Source organism: Shewanella olleyana (genome assembly GCF_023283825.1).
GTDB lineage: Bacteria > Pseudomonadota > Gammaproteobacteria > Enterobacterales > Shewanellaceae > Shewanella > Shewanella olleyana.
This window is the reverse complement of sequence record NZ_JAKILD010000020.1, coordinates 23,891-41,451: the sequence shown is the minus strand read 5'-3', so window position 1 is coordinate 41,451 and position 17,561 is coordinate 23,891. Positions and strand designations below refer to the sequence as shown.

Sequence of the window (17,561 nt, the reverse complement as noted above, 5' to 3'; positions counted from 1 at the left end):
GTAATTTTGACTTTTTAGAAATTTAGAGCTAAATCGCGCCTAATATCACTGTTTAACCTCTCATCAAAGTTGCAAACAAGGTGTGAAAAGGTATACTTTGCATGCTTTTTTTCCAGTCTGAGTTGTTAATGATCACATTAATGGCCTAGCGGAAAAATAAGTACTAATGCGGAGATTCAAAATTGAGTAAGGTTTTAGCGCGTCGTGGCCGGTGGTCAGCCTATCGAATAGTGTTGTTACAGGCGGCGGTAGCTGGGGGAACTTCAATTTTCTTTTTCGCTCTGTGGGGAGCTCAGTATGGCTTATCTGCTATAGCAGGTGGTCTCATTGCTGTACTCCCTAATTTTGTATTCGCAACCCTTGCTTTCTCTCATGCGGGAGCTAAAGCGTCAGGAAAAGTCGTTTGGATGTTTTTCTTGGGGGAAGCGGTAAAGTTGCTGCTAACCATTGTGTTGTTTGCCATCGCATTTGGCATGCTAAAAACGCCATTTTTGCCGTTGTTTAGCTGTTATTTGCTGGCTTTACTAATACCTTGGACAGCCCCTTTATACTTCAAGCAAAATTAAGTGAGATTAATCATGGCGACAACTGGTGAAGCATTAAATGCTTCCGAGTATATCCAGCATCACCTGACTAATGCGAAAATGTGTTCTGCCGATGGCGGAATTGCTTTTAATCATGCATGTCAAGATGCCGGGTTTTGGACTTGGCACATTGACTCACTTTTGTTTTCAGTAGGTCTTGGGGTTCTATTTTTGTGGGCATTCTTCAAAGTAGGACAAAAAGCAACAACTGGCGTTCCAGGTAAATTTCAATGTTTCGTTGAAATGTGCGTGGAAGGTGTTGATAAAATCGTTAAAGACTCATTTCATGGGCGTAACGCTGTTATCGCACCATTAGGTCTGACTATCTTTGTCTGGGTTTTCCTGATGAATTTAATGGACTTAATTCCAGTTGACTTTGTACCTGAAGCCGCAAACAGATTTTTAGGTGTTCCTTACCTTAAAATTGTACCAACAACTGACTTAAACGTAACTCTTGGTTTAGCCTTGAGTGTGTTCGCGTTGATTGTTTTTTACAGTATTAAAGTAAAAGGATTTGGTGGTTTCACTAAAGAAATGACCTTACAACCTTTCAATCATTGGGCATTGATTCCAGTAAACTTAGTATTGGAAACAGTAACCTTGGTTGCGAAGCCGATTTCATTATCGCTTCGTCTGTTTGGTAACCTGTATGCAGGTGAGTTGATCTTTATTCTGATAGCACTGATGCCTTGGTGGGCTCAGTTTGCATTATCAGTGCCTTGGGCTATTTTCCATATTTTGGTTATTGTGCTGCAGGCGTTTATCTTCATGATGCTTACGATTGTATATCTAAGCATGGCACATGAAGAACATTAATTTAATAAAATTAGTTATTTATCGGAGATAAAATGGAAACTGTAATTAGCTTTACAGCAATAGCTGTTGCGATCATGATTGGCTTAGCAGCGCTAGGTACTGGTATTGGCTTTGCTATCTTAGGTGGTAAGTTCTTAGAAGCTTCAGCTCGTCAACCAGAACTTGCTCCAGCATTACAAACTAAGATGTTCATCGTAGCTGGTCTACTTGATGCGATCTCAATGATTGCAGTTGGTGTTGCATTATTCTTCGTATTCGCTAACCCATTCTTAGGTCAATTAGCTGGCTAATCGCCCCCCTTAGAAGGAGTTGTCGTTATGAGTATTAACGCTACCCTGCTAGGCCAAGCGATTTCTTTTGCACTCTTCGTGTGGTTTTGCATGAAGTTTGTATGGCCGCCATTGATGAACGCTATCGAAGAACGCCAGAAGAAAATTGCCGATGGGCTAGCTGATGCAGGACGTGCTGCAAAAGATCTAGAGTTGGCTCAAGCGAAAGCTAATGAGCAACTAAAAGAAGCGAAGGCGACTGCTAATGAAATTATTGAGCAAGCTAATAAGCGCAAAGCTCAAATAGTTGAAGAAGCGAAAATTGAAGCTGATACCGAACGTGCGAAAATTATCGCTCAAGGTCAAGCTGAAATTGAAAACGAACGTAATCGCGTTAAAGATGACTTGCGTAAGCAAGTTGCTACTCTTGCCGTAACTGGTGCAGAGAAGATTCTTCAACGTTCGATTGATCCAGAAGCTCACAGTGACATAGTTAATAAACTTGTTGCTGAAATTTAATTAAGGAATCGGAGTTATGGCTGAAATAAGCACCATTGCTCGTCCTTATGCAAAGGCAGCTTTTGATTTTGCTGTTGAACATAAAGCAATTGAAGATTGGGCAGAAATGCTGAACTTCGCGGCATTGGTTAGTGAAAACGAATCAATTAAACCGTTGCTTGGTGGTTCATTGGCTAGTGCAAAACTTGCCTCACTATTTATTGAAGTATGTGGTGAGCAGGTAAACGCACAGGGTCAAAACCTTATAAAGGTTATGGCTGAAAACGGTCGTTTAGAGATACTGCCAACAGTCTCTCTACTTTTTGCTGAGTACCGCAATGAATGGGCGAAAGAAGTTGAAGCAACTGTTGTTTCAGCGACTGAGCTAAGTTCTGAGCAGGAAGAGCAAATTAGTGTTTCTCTTGAGAAACGTCTCGCACGCAAAGTTAAGCTGAATTGTAGTGTAGATGCATCGCTTATTGGCGGTGTAATTATTAAATCAGGCGACTTAGTCATTGATGGCTCTGTTAGCGGTAATCTATCGCGCTTGTCTGATAAGCTACAATCGTAATTGGGAGTTTGAGCATGCAACTGAATTCCACTGAAATCAGCGATCTGATTAAGCAGCGGATCGAGCAGTTCGACGTCGTTAGTGAAGCTCGCAACGAAGGTACAATCGTTGCAGTAAGTGACGGCATCATTCGCATTCACGGCCTTGCCGATGTAATGCAAGGTGAAATGATCGAACTGCCTGGTGGCCGTTTTGCAATCGCGTTGAACTTAGAACGTGATTCTGTCGGTGCCGTAGTAATGGGTCCTTATGCTAATTTAGCAGAAGGCGCAAAAGTTAAGACTACTGGTCGTATTCTTGAAGTACCAGTAGGTCGTGGTTTATTAGGCCGCGTTGTTAACACCCTTGGTGAGCCAATTGATGGAAAAGGACCAATCGACAACGATGGTTACTCTCCTATTGAAGTTATCGCTCCTGGTGTTATTGAACGTCAGTCTGTAGATCAACCAATCCAAACTGGTTATAAAGCCGTTGATGCCATGATCCCTATTGGTCGTGGTCAACGTGAATTGATCATTGGTGACCGTCAGACTGGTAAAACAGCGATGGCTATCGATGCAATTATCAACCAGAAAGATTCAGGCATTAAATGTGTATACGTAGCGGTAGGGCAAAAAGCTTCTACAATCGCTAACGTTGTACGTAAGCTTGAAGAGCACGGTGCATTAGCTAACACTATCGTTGTAGTAGCAACAGCTTCTGAAGCTGCAGCATTACAATACTTAGCACCTTACTCTGGTTGTTCAATGGGTGAATACTTCCGTGACCGCGGTGAAGATTCTTTAATCGTATATGATGATCTATCTAAGCAAGCAGTTGCTTACCGTCAGATCTCTCTACTATTGAAGCGTCCACCAGGACGTGAAGCATACCCAGGTGATGTATTCTATCTACATTCTCGTTTATTAGAACGTGCTTCACGTGTAAACGAAAACTATGTAGAAAAATTCACTAACGGTGAAGTAAAAGGTACAACCGGTTCTTTAACTGCGTTGCCTATTATTGAAACCCAAGCAGGTGATGTATCTGCATTCGTACCGACTAACGTAATTTCTATTACAGATGGTCAAATCTTCCTTGAAACTGACTTATTTAACTCAGGCTTACGTCCTGCTGTTAACCCAGGTATTTCAGTATCTCGTGTTGGTGGTGCGGCTCAGACTAAGATCATTAAGAAACTGTCTGGTGGTATTCGTACCGCGTTAGCACAGTATCGAGAGCTTGCTGCGTTCTCACAATTTGCATCTGACTTAGATGATGCAACTCGTGCTCAACTTGAGCATGGTGAGCGTGTTACCGAACTTATGAAGCAAAAGCAATATGCTCCTATGAGCATTGCTGCCCAAGCTATCTCAATCTTCGCAGCTGAAAAAGGCTACTTGAAGAGTGTTGAACTAAGTAAAATCGGTAGCTTCGAAGCTGCTCTGCTTTCATTCATGAACAGCGAACATGCTGAGCTTGTTAATACTATTAATGCTTCTGGCGATTACAACGCAGACATTGAAAGTCAATTAAAAGCGGGCATGGACAAGTTCATTGAAACCCAAACCTGGTAATAATTATCGAGGTGTCTTTGGGCACCTTCGGTCCCAGATTGGAGAGTAGAAATGGCCGGCGCTAAAGAGATTAAAACCAAGATCGCGAGTGTTAAAAACACTCAAAAGATCACTTCTGCAATGGAAATGGTTGCTGCCAGCAAAATGCGCAAAGCGCAGGAACGCATGGCATCTAGCCGCCCGTATGCAGAGCATATGCGTAAGGTGATCGGTCACGTAGCGCAAGGTACTCTTGAATATAAACATCCATATTTGGAAGTTCGAGATGCCAAGCGGGTTGGTTACATTGTTGTGTCAACCGACCGTGGCCTTTGTGGTGGTCTGAACGTTAACCTTTTCAAAAAGGTTGTGTCAGACGTGAAAAACTGGAAAGAACAAGGGGCAGATGTTGAATTTTGTCCTATTGGCGCACGTAGTGTTCAGTTTTTCAAAAGCTTTGGTGGAGATATCTCTGCCCATGCCTCAGGTTTAGGCGATGCGCCTAAGTTAGCCGATTTAATCGGTACCGTGAGAGTTATGCTACAAGCTTACAACGAAGGTAAATTGGACCGTCTGTTTATTGTATTTAACAAATTCGTTAATACAATGACCCAGACTCCTGTGATCGAGCAGCTGCTACCTTTGCCTAAATCGGAAGAAGAAGTAGCTAAGTACCCTTGGGATTATATTTACGAGCCAGATCCAAAAGATATTTTGGAAGTTTTACTGACACGTTATGTTGAGTCTCAAGTTTACCAAGGTGTTGTTGAAAATATTGCGTCTGAACAAGCTGCCCGTATGGTAGCGATGAAGGCAGCAACAGACAACGCAGGCGATTTGATCAGCGATTTGCAGTTAGTTTACAACAAGGCACGACAAGCCGCGATTACGCAGGAATTGTCGGAGATTGTTTCAGGCGCTGCAGCGGTTTAGGTTAGGTAACGAAATCAAGTTTAGAGGATTAATCATGAGCACAGGTACTGTTGTCCAAGTAATTGGCGCGGTTGTGGACGTAGAGTTTCCACAAGATTCTGTACCTCAGGTATATGACGCTCTGAAGATCACAGGTGAAGGAACTTGTAATGGTTTGGTGCTGGAAGTTCAGCAGCAACTAGGTGGTGGTGTTGTTCGTGCCATCGCTATGGGTTCTTCTGATGGTCTGCGTCGTGGTCTAGAGGTCGAAAACTCAGGTTCACCAATTTCTGTTCCGGTTGGGGTTGCAACCCTTGGCCGTATCATGAACGTATTGGGTGAGCCTATCGATGAATGTGGCGACATTGGTGAAGAAGAGCGTTATGAAATTCACCGTGAAGCTCCTTCATACGAAGATCAGTCAAGCTCAACAGAACTTTTAGAGACTGGTATCAAGGTTATCGACCTTGTATGTCCTTTCGCTAAAGGTGGTAAAGTTGGTTTGTTTGGTGGTGCTGGTGTTGGTAAAACCGTCAACATGATGGAATTAATCAACAACATCGCAAAAGCACACTCAGGTCTTTCTGTATTCGCTGGTGTTGGTGAGCGTACTCGTGAGGGTAACGACTTCTACTACGAAATGAAAGATTCTGGCGTTCTCGACAAAGTAGCCATGGTATATGGTCAAATGAACGAGCCTCCAGGAAACCGTTTACGTGTAGCATTGTCAGGTTTGACAATGGCTGAAAAATTCCGTGACGAAGGTCGTGACGTACTGTTATTTGTTGATAACATCTATCGTTACACCTTGGCCGGTACTGAAGTATCTGCACTATTAGGCCGTATGCCTTCTGCAGTAGGTTACCAACCAACGCTAGCTGAAGAAATGGGTGTTCTACAAGAACGTATTACTTCAACTAAGTCTGGTTCTATTACCTCTGTACAAGCGGTATATGTACCTGCGGATGACTTAACCGATCCGTCACCAGCAACAACCTTCGCTCACTTAGATGCGACTGTTGTACTGTCTCGTAACATTGCTTCGCTAGGTATTTACCCAGCGGTTGACCCACTGGATTCGACTTCACGTCAATTAGATCCATTAGTAGTTGGTCAAGAGCATTACGATGTAGCAAGCGGCGTACAAACTGTACTTCAACGCTACAAAGAGCTGAAAGACATTATTGCTATCTTGGGTATGGATGAATTATCTGATGAAGATAAAACAACTGTATTCCGCGCACGTAAGATTGAGAAATACTTATCTCAACCTTTCTTCGTAGCAGAAGTCTTTACAGGTTCTCCTGGTAAGTACGTTTCTCTTAAAGACACTATCCGTGGCTTCAAGGGCATCTTGAGTGGTGAGTTCGATCACATTCCAGAGCAAGCGTTCTACATGGTTGGTTCAATCGACGAAGCTGTCGAGAAAGCTAACAAAAAGAAATAACTGAGCATTAGCTTAGTATTTTAGGAGATCTTGATGGCAGCCATGACAGTCAAACTTGATATAGTCAGTGCAGAGAACAGCATGTACAGCGGTGACGTAAGCTTCTTAGAAGTGAGCGGTACCGAAGGTGAGTTAGGCATTATGCCTAACCATGCTCCTTTGCTAACTAAAATCAAACCTGGCATGGCGCGCATGATTAAGCAAGATGGTAGTGAAGATGTGATGTATCTTTCAGGTGGTATCCTGGAAGTGCAACCTGATTCAATCTCTGTTCTTGCTGACGTCGCTTTGCGTGCCAATGATATTGATGAGCAAGCTGCAATTGAAGCTAAGGAACGTGCTGAAGCGAATATCGCTAATGCAGGTGCTGACTTCGATTATGAAGCTGCAACAATCGAGTTAGCTAAATCTTTAGCTCAGCTTCGTGTTGTTGAAACCATCAAAAAGAACATTGCCAGATAAAGGTTATTGTTTTAAAAAGGCGACCTCAGGGTCGCCTTTTTTGTATCTGAACTAATCTTTAAAATATAAAATAAAGTAGAAAAGATACATAAAACCCTCTTTCCACCTTCAATTCAACTATCTAAGTTTCCAGCTACAATAAAACTGCGTTAAAATACACCCAATTAAATTGAATAGTAGTTCAAGGAAACCTGATGTCATTAAATGTAGTTATTCTAGCCGCTGGTAAGGGAACACGGATGCGTTCTGATTTACCTAAAGTTCTTCACCCTATTGCGCATAAAAGCATGGTGCAGCACGTTATTGATACGGCAAACTCATTAGGCAGCGAAGCTATTCAGCTTGTTTACGGTTATGGTGCCGATAAATTGCAAGCTGCGTTGGGCGAACAGAGTGTTAATTGGGTACTTCAAGCTGAGCAGCTTGGTACTGGGCATGCTGTCGCACAAGCAAACCCAAATATTAATGACGATGACACTGTATTAATTCTTTATGGCGATGTGCCATTAATACAGCAATCTACTTTAGAGAAGTTATTAGCTGCACGTCCACAAGATGGTATGGCAATTTTGACGGTTAATTTAGATAACCCAACTGGATACGGCCGTATCGTTCGTGAAAATGGCAGTGTAGTCGGTATCGTTGAGCAAAAAGATGCCAATGCTGAGCAGCTGCTTATTCAAGAAGTGAACACGGGCATCATGGCTGTGCCAGGTAAACAGTTAAAGTCTTGGTTAGGTCGATTATCTAATTCAAATGCCCAAGGTGAATACTATCTAACAGATATTGTTGCTATGGCGAAAGAGGATGGTGTTGCAATTGATACTGCACAACCAGAATCTGCTGTTGAAGTTGAAGGCGCAAACAATCGCGTTCAATTGGCACAATTAGAGCGCGCTTATCAAGCCCGTAGCGCTGAAAAGTTAATGCTCGAAGGTGCAAATCTACGAGACCCTGCTCGTATTGATATTCGTGGTGACGTGACTGTTGGTATGGATGTGATGATTGACATTAATGTCATTTTCCAAGGTAAGGTTACCTTAGGTAATAATGTCACTATCGGTGCTGGTGCCATTTTAATTGATTGTGATATTGCTGATAATGCTGAAATAAAACCTTACTCTATCATCGAAGGCGCCAAGCTTGGTATAGCGGCGAGTGCTGGACCATTTGCTCGATTACGTACTGGTGCAGAGCTAAAAGAAGATGCTCATATCGGTAATTTCGTCGAAATGAAGAAAGCGGTATTAGGCGTAGGTTCAAAAGCGGGACACTTAGCTTATTTAGGCGATGCTAAAATTGGTTCTGGGGTTAATATCGGTGCAGGTACTATTACTTGTAACTATGATGGAGCTAATAAATTCCAAACCACTATTGAAGATAATGTCTTTGTTGGCAGTGATTCACAACTTATAGCCCCGGTTACAATCGGTAAAGGTGCCACTTTAGGTGCCGGCTCAACGATTGCCAAAGATGTTGGCGAAGGTGAGCTAGTCATTACTCGCGTAAAACAGCGCCACATTAAAGATTGGGCAAGACCTGTTAAAAAAGCTAAATAAATTGATAGATTAATCTGTTTTATCTAAACGGCCTGTTATTTAACAGGCCGTTTTTGTTTCTACTGTACATGGATATAAGTTGATTGAAATATTGTCAATAAAGTTTCGATTGATTATAATTATCTTTCGAATCGAAACTTATGGTTAATATGAACAAACGTAATACACAGCAGCGTAGACATAATATTATTAGCATTTTATCTCAGCAAGGCGAGGTAAGTGTTGATGAGTTAGCGTTACGGTTTGAAACTTCTGAAGTGACTATCCGTAAGGATTTAGCAACGTTAGAAGAAGCTGGGTTACTGCTGCGCCGTTATGGTGGTGCGATTGCTGTGCCTGATGAGGTCACGCAGCAATTTAGCGCTAAAATTGCGCCTAATAAGTTATCTATTGCTAAAAAAGCTGCGCAGTTAATCAAAGACCATAACCGCATAATTATCGATAGCGGCAGTACGACTTCGGGTTTAGTTCAACAACTCGATAATATGCGTGGTTTATTGGTGATGACCAATTCATTGCAACTGGCTAATGCCGTTCACGAATTAGAAAATGAACCCACCTTACTGATGACAGGTGGTACCTGGGATCCGCATTCTGAATCTTTTCAAGGCCAAATCGCAGAGCAAGTTTTACGCTCGTATAATTTTGACCAATTATTTATCGGTGCTGACGGGATTGATCTTGAGCGTGGAACAACTACGTTTAATGAGCTAACAGGGTTAAGTAAACTCATGGCTGAAGTATCACGCGAAGTTATTGTGATGCTTGAGTCAGATAAATTTGGGCGCAGGATCCCCAACCTCGAACTAGCTTGGGAAAACATCAGTGTTTTAGTTTCTGATGATAGATTACCAGCAGAAATGGTCGACAAAATTACTCAACATGGTGTCAAAGTATTATTGGCGTCATACAAGAAATAAACCAAATTAAATTTAAGTATTAAAAGTAGGTATTAGAATATGTGTGGGATTGTTGGCGCGGTAGCGCAAAGAGATGTAGCTGAAATTTTAGTTGAAGGCCTAAAGCGCCTAGAGTACCGTGGATACGATTCTGCTGGTGTAGCTATTATTAATCAAGGTGAACTTGGACGTACGCGCCGTGTCGGTAAAGTACAAGAATTAGATGACGCTTTAGCTAATGAATCATTAACGGGCGGAACAGGTATTGCTCATACCCGTTGGGCGACACATGGTGAACCAAGTGAACGCAATGCTCATCCACACTTATCTGAAGGTGATATAGCCGTTGTTCATAACGGTATTATTGAAAATCACAATAAGTTACGCGAAATGCTTAAAGGGTTGGGCTATACCTTTGCATCAGATACCGATACAGAAGTAATTTGTCACCTAGTTCATCATGAATTAAAGACGCATGAAACATTGCTCGCAGCGGTTCAAGCGACAGTAAAACAACTCGAAGGTGCTTATGGCACGGTTGTGATTGACCGTCGTGATAGCGATCGCATGATAGTTGCTCGAAGTGGTAGTCCATTAGTAGTGGGTTATGGGCTAGGTGAAAACTTCGTCGCATCTGATCAATTAGCATTACTACCTGTTACTCGTTCATTTGCCTTTTTAGAAGAAGGTGATGTGGCTGAAATTACCCGTCGCGAAGTCAATATTTTCGATGTTGATGGTAATGCCGTTGAGCGTGAAGTTAAAGAGTCTGAAGTCACTCATGATGCTGGCGACAAAGGTGAATATCGCCATTACATGCTTAAAGAAATTTATGAGCAACCAACCGCTATTGCTCATACGCTTGAAGGCCGAATTTCTGCTGGCAAAGTATTGGATTCTGCGTTTGGTGAAAATGCCGCAGATTTCTTAAAAGATATTAAACATGTACAAATTATTGCCTGTGGTACGAGTTACCATGCAGGTATGGCTGCACGTTATTGGTTAGAAGATTGGGCCGGCGTGTCTTGCAACGTAGAAATTGCATCTGAGTTCCGTTACCGCAAATCACACATGTTCCCAAATAGCCTATTAGTGACTATTTCCCAGTCTGGTGAAACGGCTGATACTTTAGCGGCCATGCGCTTAGCTAAAGATATGGGCTACAAAGCGACGCTGACCATTTGTAATGCTCCTGGCTCATCATTAGTTCGCGAGTCTGACATGGCTTATATGATGAAAGCGGGTGTTGAAATTGGTGTGGCATCTACTAAAGCCTTTACGGTGCAGTTAGCTGGTTTATTAATGCTGACTACAGCAATTGGTCGTCATAACGGTATGACTGAAGAGATGGAAGCGGAGATCACTCAAAGCTTACAATCTATGCCAGCTAAGGTAGAACAAGCGTTAAGCTTGGATGACGCTATTGCTGAGCTTGCTGAAGACTTTGCTGATAAACATCACGCATTGTTCCTTGGTCGCGGGGATCAATACCCTATCGCGATGGAAGGTGCACTTAAGTTAAAAGAGATTTCATATATTCATGCAGAAGCTTATGCATCGGGTGAGCTTAAACATGGTCCATTAGCATTGATTGATGCTGATATGCCTGTAATTGTCGTTGCACCTAATAATGAATTACTTGAAAAGCTTAAATCAAATGTGGAAGAAGTGCGTGCTCGCGGCGGCTTAATGTATGTGTTTGCAGATAAAGATGCAGAGTTTGAATCAGATGACACCATGAAGGTGATTCCAGTGCCACATTGTGATGAATTTATGGCGCCATTGATTTATACCATTCCACTACAGCTATTGTCTTATCATGTTGCCTTGATTAAAGGGACTGACGTAGACCAACCACGTAACTTAGCGAAATCAGTGACTGTTGAATAAAGTCCTAAAGAGTTATTAATTTTGTAGATTCTAAATAAAGTAGGAAACCATTAAATAAAGATAGAAACATCTAAATAAAGTTAGAATCAAATTCAAGGGGTTTATTTGGAACCCCTGAGTTTGACTATGACTTGTCATTATCTCATCATGTAATCTCATTTTTGTTAGCAATAAATACTATAACTAAGACCTTTAAGTTGGATAATTTTTGCATGCAACAATTATGTGTGAAAATCACTTTTTCCCCAAACCTATTTAGAGGGGGTCAGCTTTTTAGCCATTTTTCTTTACATTTTTATAAATTTATCTAATCAATTTATCGTAACAACCCTTCCGCCCCACATGAGCAAATGCCCCATATAACCATTGAAAATTCCGGGCCATATATCAGGACAAATGACATCTTATGCATAACTTCTAGTGGCTCGCTTGAGACATATCGAGTAAATTACAATAAAACCGTAGGTTAGATTTCCTTTCCCCCAAGTTCTATGAGGTAACTACCCATGGGCTTTGTATTCTGTTTAGGTTTCTAGTGGCTTCCAAGATGGGATAAACATAAAAACTAATCTATCTAGCCATGACAAATTTTAAGAATAAGGACTAAGAATTATGAGCATGAATGAAGCGGATACCCGTTATCATCTGATAGACCCAGTCTTACGTGACAAAGGATACGTCAACAAGGATCGAATAACCCTAGAAACTATTTTAACACCCGCGCCAGTTGAACCAAGCGGAAGCAAGGGACGTCGTCGCAAAGGACCTGGACGAACAGATTACCTCCTTTGTGTGAAGGTTGATCCTATGCCTAAAGCTCTCCCAGTCGCCGTTATCGAGGCAAAAAGAGAAAGCGAAGATCCTCTCAAAGGAATGCAGCAGGCCAAGGGCTACGCAGATTGCGAACGCTTTGATGTTAAATATGTGTTTTCCACAAACGGACATAGATATGGCGAGTTTGATTGCACCACTAGCTTACAGAATGGTCCATTCCCGTTCATAGACTTTCCTCCTCATTCTGATTTAACTGCTCGCTATGCGAAAGACGTTGGTATAAACATAAGCCACCCTGCCGCAGCAATGTTGTTTCAGGCTGATAGTCCTGCTTGGTCGCAATCTCGCTACTATCAGGATGCCGCTATCCGCGCAGCGTTTGAGAAAATTCTACTCGAACAACAGTCAGGTAACCCACCACGTGTCTTACTCACCCTAGCCACTGGAGCAGGTAAAACCATTATTGCCACCAACCTGCTTTGGCGTATGAGCCAGTCAGGTCAATTGCCTAAACCCGCGCTTTTTTTGTGTGACCGTGATGAATTACGCGAGCAAGCATACACAAAACTCAAAGCAGCTTTTGGCGATAATGCTCGTATTGTACGAACCGAAAAAGGTGGTAATGCAGCGGCAAATGCCCGCGTTCACATTGCAACTTATCAAACTCTGGGGCTTGATGACGATGACGGTTTTGCAAGCTTTCTCTCTGAGCATTACGGTGAAGATGCCTTTAGTGTAATCATTATCGACGAATGCCATCGCTCGGCATGGGGGCGTTGGTCGGAAGTACTTAAACGCAACCCTAACGCTATTCATATAGGCCTTACAGCGACACCACGAAAACTGGAAGAATCCAAACACGTCAGCCAAGAAGACCAAGAAATCACAGCCAATAACCGCCAGTATTTTGGTGAGCCAGTTTATGAATACACGCTAATTCAAGCTCAGGAGGATGGCTACCTCGCGGCCTGTGAAATAGTCAAACGTAAAGCTAGCATTGATAACGCCACCTTTACTAGGGACGAAATACTCAAAGCAGGCGTGAAGGATATAAAAACGGGATTACCACTTACTGAAGATGATCTCACCAACAGTGAATACACTGGCAAAGACTTCGACGATGAACTCTTTATAGAACTACGCACGCCAAAAATGTGCGCAGATCTGTTCAAACTACTGTGTGAAAATGGCGGGCCAGAGCAGAAAGTGATACTCTTCTGCACCCGTGAAATACACGCGGATCGCGTGGCTCAACATATGAACAACTTGTACGTTCGCTGGTGTAAAGAGCACAGCCAAACACCTAAAGACCACTATGCGTTCAAATGTATGGGAGGCGCTAACAACGGCTCGGACATGATTGAACCTATGCGTGGCTCCGCAGAGAGGGCATTTATTGCTTGTACCGTGGACTTGTTAGAAGCAGGCGTCGATATTGAGCGTATAAACGCAGTAGTGTTTTTCCGTTACTTGCAATCGCCCATAAAGTTTTACCAGATGGTAGGCCGCGGCACCCGCATTCACGAAGAAACCCAAAAATACAAATTCTGGCTATACGACTATACCGACGTTACCCAATTATTTGGCACTGATTTTATTACTAAGCCACCCCTTCCTGGCTCTGGTGGCAAGAGTGGTGGCGAAGAGCTTCTCGGTGGAGGCGGTGGAAATAGCGGCCCTATAGTAGCAGAAATCGGCGGGAAAAGCGTGATTATCAACCCGCAAGGGCGTTTCATTCTCAGCCGACGAGATGGACGAGACACTCCAATACCGGTAGATGAATACCGCCGAGAAGTAATGCTACGTGTATTGAGCGAAGCACGGAATTTAAACGACTTCCGTGCGCTATGGATTGAAACTCAGAAGCGCCGACAATTAATTGATCACCTGCTTAGCGATAATTTTAGCCCGGAAGTGATCCGCGAAATAGATGAAATGAACGATTTTGATTTGTACGACTTTTTTGGCCACCACGGCTACCATACCCGAGCCCTGACACGCCCAGAACGCGGTGAACAATTTATAAACAACAATCAGAGCTGGTTTGAAAATATGAATGATAAAGCTGCAATTGTTCTGAAAGGCCTTGGCCACCAATTTGCCCGAGGTGGCACCGATGCACTAGAAAGCCCAAGTTTATGGGAAGTACCTGAGATTAAACTAGCTGGAGGTTTAAATACCTTGCGTGCTTTAGGATCTCCAGTGCAGGCGATACATGAAGCAAAAGAGAGATTATTTGGATTATGAGCGTTCCCACCAAAAAAATATCTGATCTTTTCTCTGACGTAAAAATTGGAGGAACCCCAAGTAGAGGCAATCCATCATACTTCGATGGCTCTAATTTATGGGTTTCAATTCGAGATATGGAGGGTCAGCCTATACTTACAAGAACAGCAGAATGCATTTCCGACGATGGTGTAAGAAACTCCAATTGTAAGCTTGTTAAAAAGGGGAGTTTGCTTTTTAGCTTCAAGTTAACAGTTGGCCGAACGTCTTTTGCAGGAGAAGAGCTTTATACGAATGAGGCGATTGCTACTTTCGACCCAGATGAGGCTAAAGCATCTGGTATCGATTTAGACTATCTGTCTCTTGTTTTACCTATGGCAGCAAGTCGTGACGATACAAAAAACAGCATGGGAGCGGCTCTGCTCAATAAAAACAAAATCTTAAATTTAGATGTTCCATACCTTGAACTAACACAACAACGCAAAATAGCGGCAAGTCTAAAAGCGCAATTAACAGAAGTGGAAACTGCCCGACAGGCGGCACTAGTGCAGTTAAGTGATGTTCACCTGTTACGCGCCCGCATGCTAAAAGCGTTCTTCGCTGCACTTGATTCCGTTCCGAAAAAGCGTTTGGGAGACAATGCTCCAACTACCAGCGGATCAACACCATCACGTGGTAATAAGCAATATTGGAAACCAGCGGAAATTGCTTGGGTAAAAACAGGTGAAGTCGCTTTTGCGCCGATAACATCGACTGAAGAAGCTATTTCTAATTTGGCTCTTGCTGAATGCTCGGTAAAATTACTTCCACCTAAGAGCGTACTGATTGCAATGATAGGTCAAGGAAAGACTCGCGGGCAATCCGCGATTTTAGAAATTCCAGCTACGACAAACCAAAACTGTTTCGCTGTAATGCCAAACGACACTTGGGAGCCTGAGTTTTTATATCTATGGATGAAATCTTCTTATCAAGATTTACGAGAATTATCATCTGATCGTGGAGGAAGTCAATCAGCGCTTAATGGTACGCTTCTGAATGCACTTGAAGTTCCCGCTCCAACAAAAGCTGAACAGCTAGAGTTAGTTGCTCGTATTCAATCGGCTATGACAGAAATAGATGCTCTAGAGCAATCCACCAAAGCCAAATTAGTAGATATTGAAAAACTGCCCGCCCATATACTTGCCAAATCATTTGAGAATTAACTATGGCTAAAGCAACAAAGACAACTAAACAATCTAAGGCTATTGCCTCAACCCAATCCCTTTCATCTTTTGTAAAGAGCATCTGTGATGTGATGAGACGCTCAAATTGTAGCAGCGCATTACAATATGTACCTGAACTCACTTGGATTCTATTTTTACGCATTCTCGATGCGCAGGAAACCAAAGCTCGCGAAGAAGCAGAAGTATTAGGGGCAAACTTTACCCCTGCGTTAAACAGCCCATACCGCTGGCAGGATTGGGCCGCTCCCTTTTCTGAAAAAACTGACCACCCTAAAACAGCAGAAGGAAAACCGTTCGGCTGGAAAAGGCAGGAGTTATTTGCGGCAGGTGATGGCAAATTGTTTGATTTTATCAATAAAGAGTTACTGCCCCATCTACACAGTATGGATATCGACCCGCAAACAGGTTTACCCACCCCTGAAGCCAGCCGAAAACAGCGAATAATAGGTCGAACTATGACTGCTGTTGAGCGCGTTAGAGTCGATAGCGAAGCTAATCTACGTGATATTCTGGACAAAGTGCACGAGATCAATATTGACTATGTTGACGACACTCACTTCTTCACCCTATCACAAGTGTATGAAGACCTATTGCTGAAAATGGGTGAGAAAAACTCCGACGGAGGCCAGTTTTTCACTCCACGTGAAGTCATTCGCGCAATGGTTCACACTGTGAAACCGCAATTAGGGCAAATCGTTTATGACCCTTGCTGCGGTACTGGTGGCTTTCTTGCGATTGCTTATGAACATATCGCCCGACAACTTGGACAAAGCCCTGCGAGTACTGATCTCGACACACTAAAATACGATACGTTTTTTGGCCGTGAAAAAGAGAACCTAGTAATCCCTATAGCACTGGCTAACTTAGTCCTACACGGTATCGATCAGCCCAACCTTTGGCATGGCAATTCATTAACTCGCCGAGCTACTTACGCCGGGCTATTTGAGCAAGCTCCGAAGCAGTTTGATGTGATTTTGACCAATCCTCCGTTTGGTGGCAAAGAAGGCAAAGACGCACAGAAAAACTTTGCATTTGAAACCAGTTCGACCCAAGTACTTTTTGTTCAGGACATTCTAAGTGAACTTGCACCTGAGGGCTCCTGTGCAATCGTATTGGATGAAGGTCTGCTATTCCGCACTAACCAAAGTGCTTTTGTCGAAACCAAACGAAAACTTGTAGATGAATGCGATCTTTGGGCAATTGTCAGTTTACCCGGTGGTGTATTTTCAACAGCGGGAGCTGGCGTAAAAACCAATCTACTATTTTTTACCAAAGGAAAGAAAACCGAAAAAATTTGGTACTACGACTTATCACATATCAAAGTTGGTAAGAAAACACCATTAACACTAGCGCACTTTGGTTTTGCGAAAGATGGTACAGTTCTTCCCGATGCTCAACTACCCAATACACTTACCGCTGATTGGTTAGAAGATCAAACTCAATCGGATAAGCCGTTCCCAAGCTACGCACGTATGCTGCAAAACCACGGTAAACCAGAAGGTGATAGTCGCTATTCTTGGACGGTTAATTTTTCTGATCGCCGAGCTAAAGCCCGCGAAGAAATGCAGCCTTTACTTGAAGAGGCTGCTGTCATTAAAGCCGAGGTTATTGATTTAAAAGAACAGCATAAACAACTTAAAAAGGATAAAGCTGAGAAAGCAGCTCTAGATGCCGTAGATGAACAGATTGTACAGAAGCAAAAGGCAGCCAAAGCGCTAGAGACTAAGGCCTCTGATATTGATGCTGCAACGTTTGATATTAAGGCCTCCAACCCGTATGCGGTTGTAGAACAAGATACCCGAACACCGGCAGAGATAATCTCAAGTATCAAAGAGAAAGAAACGGTCATTGCAAACGCATTGAAGAATCTAGAAGGGTTACTGGCATAATCTGAGA

At 42.8% G+C, this 17,561-nt stretch carries 15 protein-coding genes; all 15 read left to right on the top strand.

All coding sequences use genetic code 11. The features are described 5' to 3' along the window. Positions 1-182 precede the first annotated feature (182 nt). The 15 genes from L2735_RS14585 to L2735_RS14515 all read left to right on the top strand — a co-directional run bounded on the left by L2735_RS14585 (position 183) and on the right by L2735_RS14515 (position 17,554). Positions 183-566 (top strand): ATP synthase subunit I, encoded by a 384-nt coding sequence (locus L2735_RS14585; RefSeq protein WP_248985411.1) that lies wholly within the window; start codon positions 183-185, stop codon positions 564-566. 12 nt (positions 567-578) lie between these two features. Beyond that, positions 579-1,400, top strand: coding sequence for a F0F1 ATP synthase subunit A (gene atpB / locus L2735_RS14580; RefSeq protein ID WP_248985410.1), 822 nt, complete (start codon positions 579-581; stop codon positions 1,398-1,400). Positions 1,401-1,432: 32 nt separating this feature from the next. After that, positions 1,433-1,690, top strand: a complete 258-nt coding sequence (gene atpE, locus L2735_RS14575; RefSeq protein ID WP_012157432.1) for a F0F1 ATP synthase subunit C — start codon at positions 1,433-1,435, stop codon at positions 1,688-1,690. Between the two features lie 27 nt (positions 1,691-1,717). Then, positions 1,718-2,188, top strand: coding sequence for a F0F1 ATP synthase subunit B (atpF, locus tag L2735_RS14570; protein WP_055025454.1), 471 nt, complete (start codon positions 1,718-1,720; stop codon positions 2,186-2,188). 16 nt (positions 2,189-2,204) lie between these two features. After that, the gene (gene atpH, locus L2735_RS14565; protein ID WP_248985409.1) at positions 2,205-2,738 is read left to right on the top strand and encodes a F0F1 ATP synthase subunit delta; all 534 of its coding nucleotides are present in this window, start codon (positions 2,205-2,207) and stop codon (positions 2,736-2,738) included. Between the two features lie 14 nt (positions 2,739-2,752). Then, complete coding sequence (gene atpA / locus L2735_RS14560; RefSeq protein ID WP_248985408.1) at positions 2,753-4,294, top strand: F0F1 ATP synthase subunit alpha; 1,542 nt, start codon at positions 2,753-2,755, stop codon at positions 4,292-4,294. 51 nt (positions 4,295-4,345) lie between these two features. Next, positions 4,346-5,206 (top strand): F0F1 ATP synthase subunit gamma, encoded by an 861-nt coding sequence (gene atpG / locus L2735_RS14555; protein WP_220754408.1) that lies wholly within the window; start codon positions 4,346-4,348, stop codon positions 5,204-5,206. A 34-nt stretch (positions 5,207-5,240) separates the two neighbouring features. Then, on the top strand, positions 5,241-6,632 hold the full coding sequence (atpD, locus tag L2735_RS14550) for a F0F1 ATP synthase subunit beta (RefSeq protein ID WP_248985407.1): 1,392 nt from the start codon (positions 5,241-5,243) through the stop codon (positions 6,630-6,632). A gap of 33 nt (positions 6,633-6,665) precedes the next feature. Beyond that, positions 6,666-7,094, top strand: coding sequence for a F0F1 ATP synthase subunit epsilon (locus L2735_RS14545; RefSeq protein WP_248985406.1), 429 nt, complete (start codon positions 6,666-6,668; stop codon positions 7,092-7,094). Between the two features lie 194 nt (positions 7,095-7,288). Then, the gene (glmU, locus tag L2735_RS14540) at positions 7,289-8,653 is read left to right on the top strand and encodes a bifunctional UDP-N-acetylglucosamine diphosphorylase/glucosamine-1-phosphate N-acetyltransferase GlmU (RefSeq protein WP_248985405.1); all 1,365 of its coding nucleotides are present in this window, start codon (positions 7,289-7,291) and stop codon (positions 8,651-8,653) included. A 149-nt stretch (positions 8,654-8,802) separates the two neighbouring features. Continuing rightward, positions 8,803-9,573, top strand: a complete 771-nt coding sequence (locus L2735_RS14535; RefSeq protein WP_248985404.1) for a DeoR/GlpR family DNA-binding transcription regulator — start codon at positions 8,803-8,805, stop codon at positions 9,571-9,573. A 39-nt stretch (positions 9,574-9,612) separates the two neighbouring features. After that, positions 9,613-11,442 (top strand): glutamine--fructose-6-phosphate transaminase (isomerizing), encoded by a 1,830-nt coding sequence (glmS, locus tag L2735_RS14530; protein WP_248985403.1) that lies wholly within the window; start codon positions 9,613-9,615, stop codon positions 11,440-11,442. A gap of 612 nt (positions 11,443-12,054) precedes the next feature. Continuing rightward, positions 12,055-14,463, top strand: a complete 2,409-nt coding sequence (locus L2735_RS14525; protein ID WP_248985402.1) for a DEAD/DEAH box helicase family protein — start codon at positions 12,055-12,057, stop codon at positions 14,461-14,463. After that, a complete protein-coding gene (locus L2735_RS14520) occupies positions 14,460-15,644 on the top strand; it encodes a restriction endonuclease subunit S (RefSeq protein WP_248985401.1) in 1,185 nt (394 codons plus the stop codon). Before L2735_RS14525 ends, L2735_RS14520 begins: the two co-directional genes overlap by 4 nt. A 2-nt stretch (positions 15,645-15,646) precedes the next feature. Continuing rightward, on the top strand, positions 15,647-17,554 hold the full coding sequence (locus L2735_RS14515; RefSeq protein WP_248985400.1) for a type I restriction-modification system subunit M: 1,908 nt from the start codon (positions 15,647-15,649) through the stop codon (positions 17,552-17,554). Positions 17,555-17,561 lie beyond the last annotated feature (7 nt).

Coding starts and splice junctions, on each gene's coding strand:
- atpB (WP_248985410.1), top strand. CDS start 579: ATGGCGACAACTGGTGAAGCATTAAATGCTTCCGAGTATATCCAGCAT.
- atpE (WP_012157432.1), top strand. CDS start 1,433: ATGGAAACTGTAATTAGCTTTACAGCAATAGCTGTTGCGATCATGATT.
- atpF (WP_055025454.1), top strand. CDS start 1,718: ATGAGTATTAACGCTACCCTGCTAGGCCAAGCGATTTCTTTTGCACTC.
- atpH (WP_248985409.1), top strand. CDS start 2,205: ATGGCTGAAATAAGCACCATTGCTCGTCCTTATGCAAAGGCAGCTTTT.
- atpA (WP_248985408.1), top strand. CDS start 2,753: ATGCAACTGAATTCCACTGAAATCAGCGATCTGATTAAGCAGCGGATC.
- atpG (WP_220754408.1), top strand. CDS start 4,346: ATGGCCGGCGCTAAAGAGATTAAAACCAAGATCGCGAGTGTTAAAAAC.
- atpD (WP_248985407.1), top strand. CDS start 5,241: ATGAGCACAGGTACTGTTGTCCAAGTAATTGGCGCGGTTGTGGACGTA.
- L2735_RS14545 (WP_248985406.1), top strand. CDS start 6,666: ATGGCAGCCATGACAGTCAAACTTGATATAGTCAGTGCAGAGAACAGC.
- glmU (WP_248985405.1), top strand. CDS start 7,289: ATGTCATTAAATGTAGTTATTCTAGCCGCTGGTAAGGGAACACGGATG.
- L2735_RS14535 (WP_248985404.1), top strand. CDS start 8,803: ATGAACAAACGTAATACACAGCAGCGTAGACATAATATTATTAGCATT.
- glmS (WP_248985403.1), top strand. CDS start 9,613: ATGTGTGGGATTGTTGGCGCGGTAGCGCAAAGAGATGTAGCTGAAATT.
- L2735_RS14525 (WP_248985402.1), top strand. CDS start 12,055: ATGAGCATGAATGAAGCGGATACCCGTTATCATCTGATAGACCCAGTC.
- L2735_RS14520 (WP_248985401.1), top strand. CDS start 14,460: ATGAGCGTTCCCACCAAAAAAATATCTGATCTTTTCTCTGACGTAAAA.
- L2735_RS14515 (WP_248985400.1), top strand. CDS start 15,647: ATGGCTAAAGCAACAAAGACAACTAAACAATCTAAGGCTATTGCCTCA.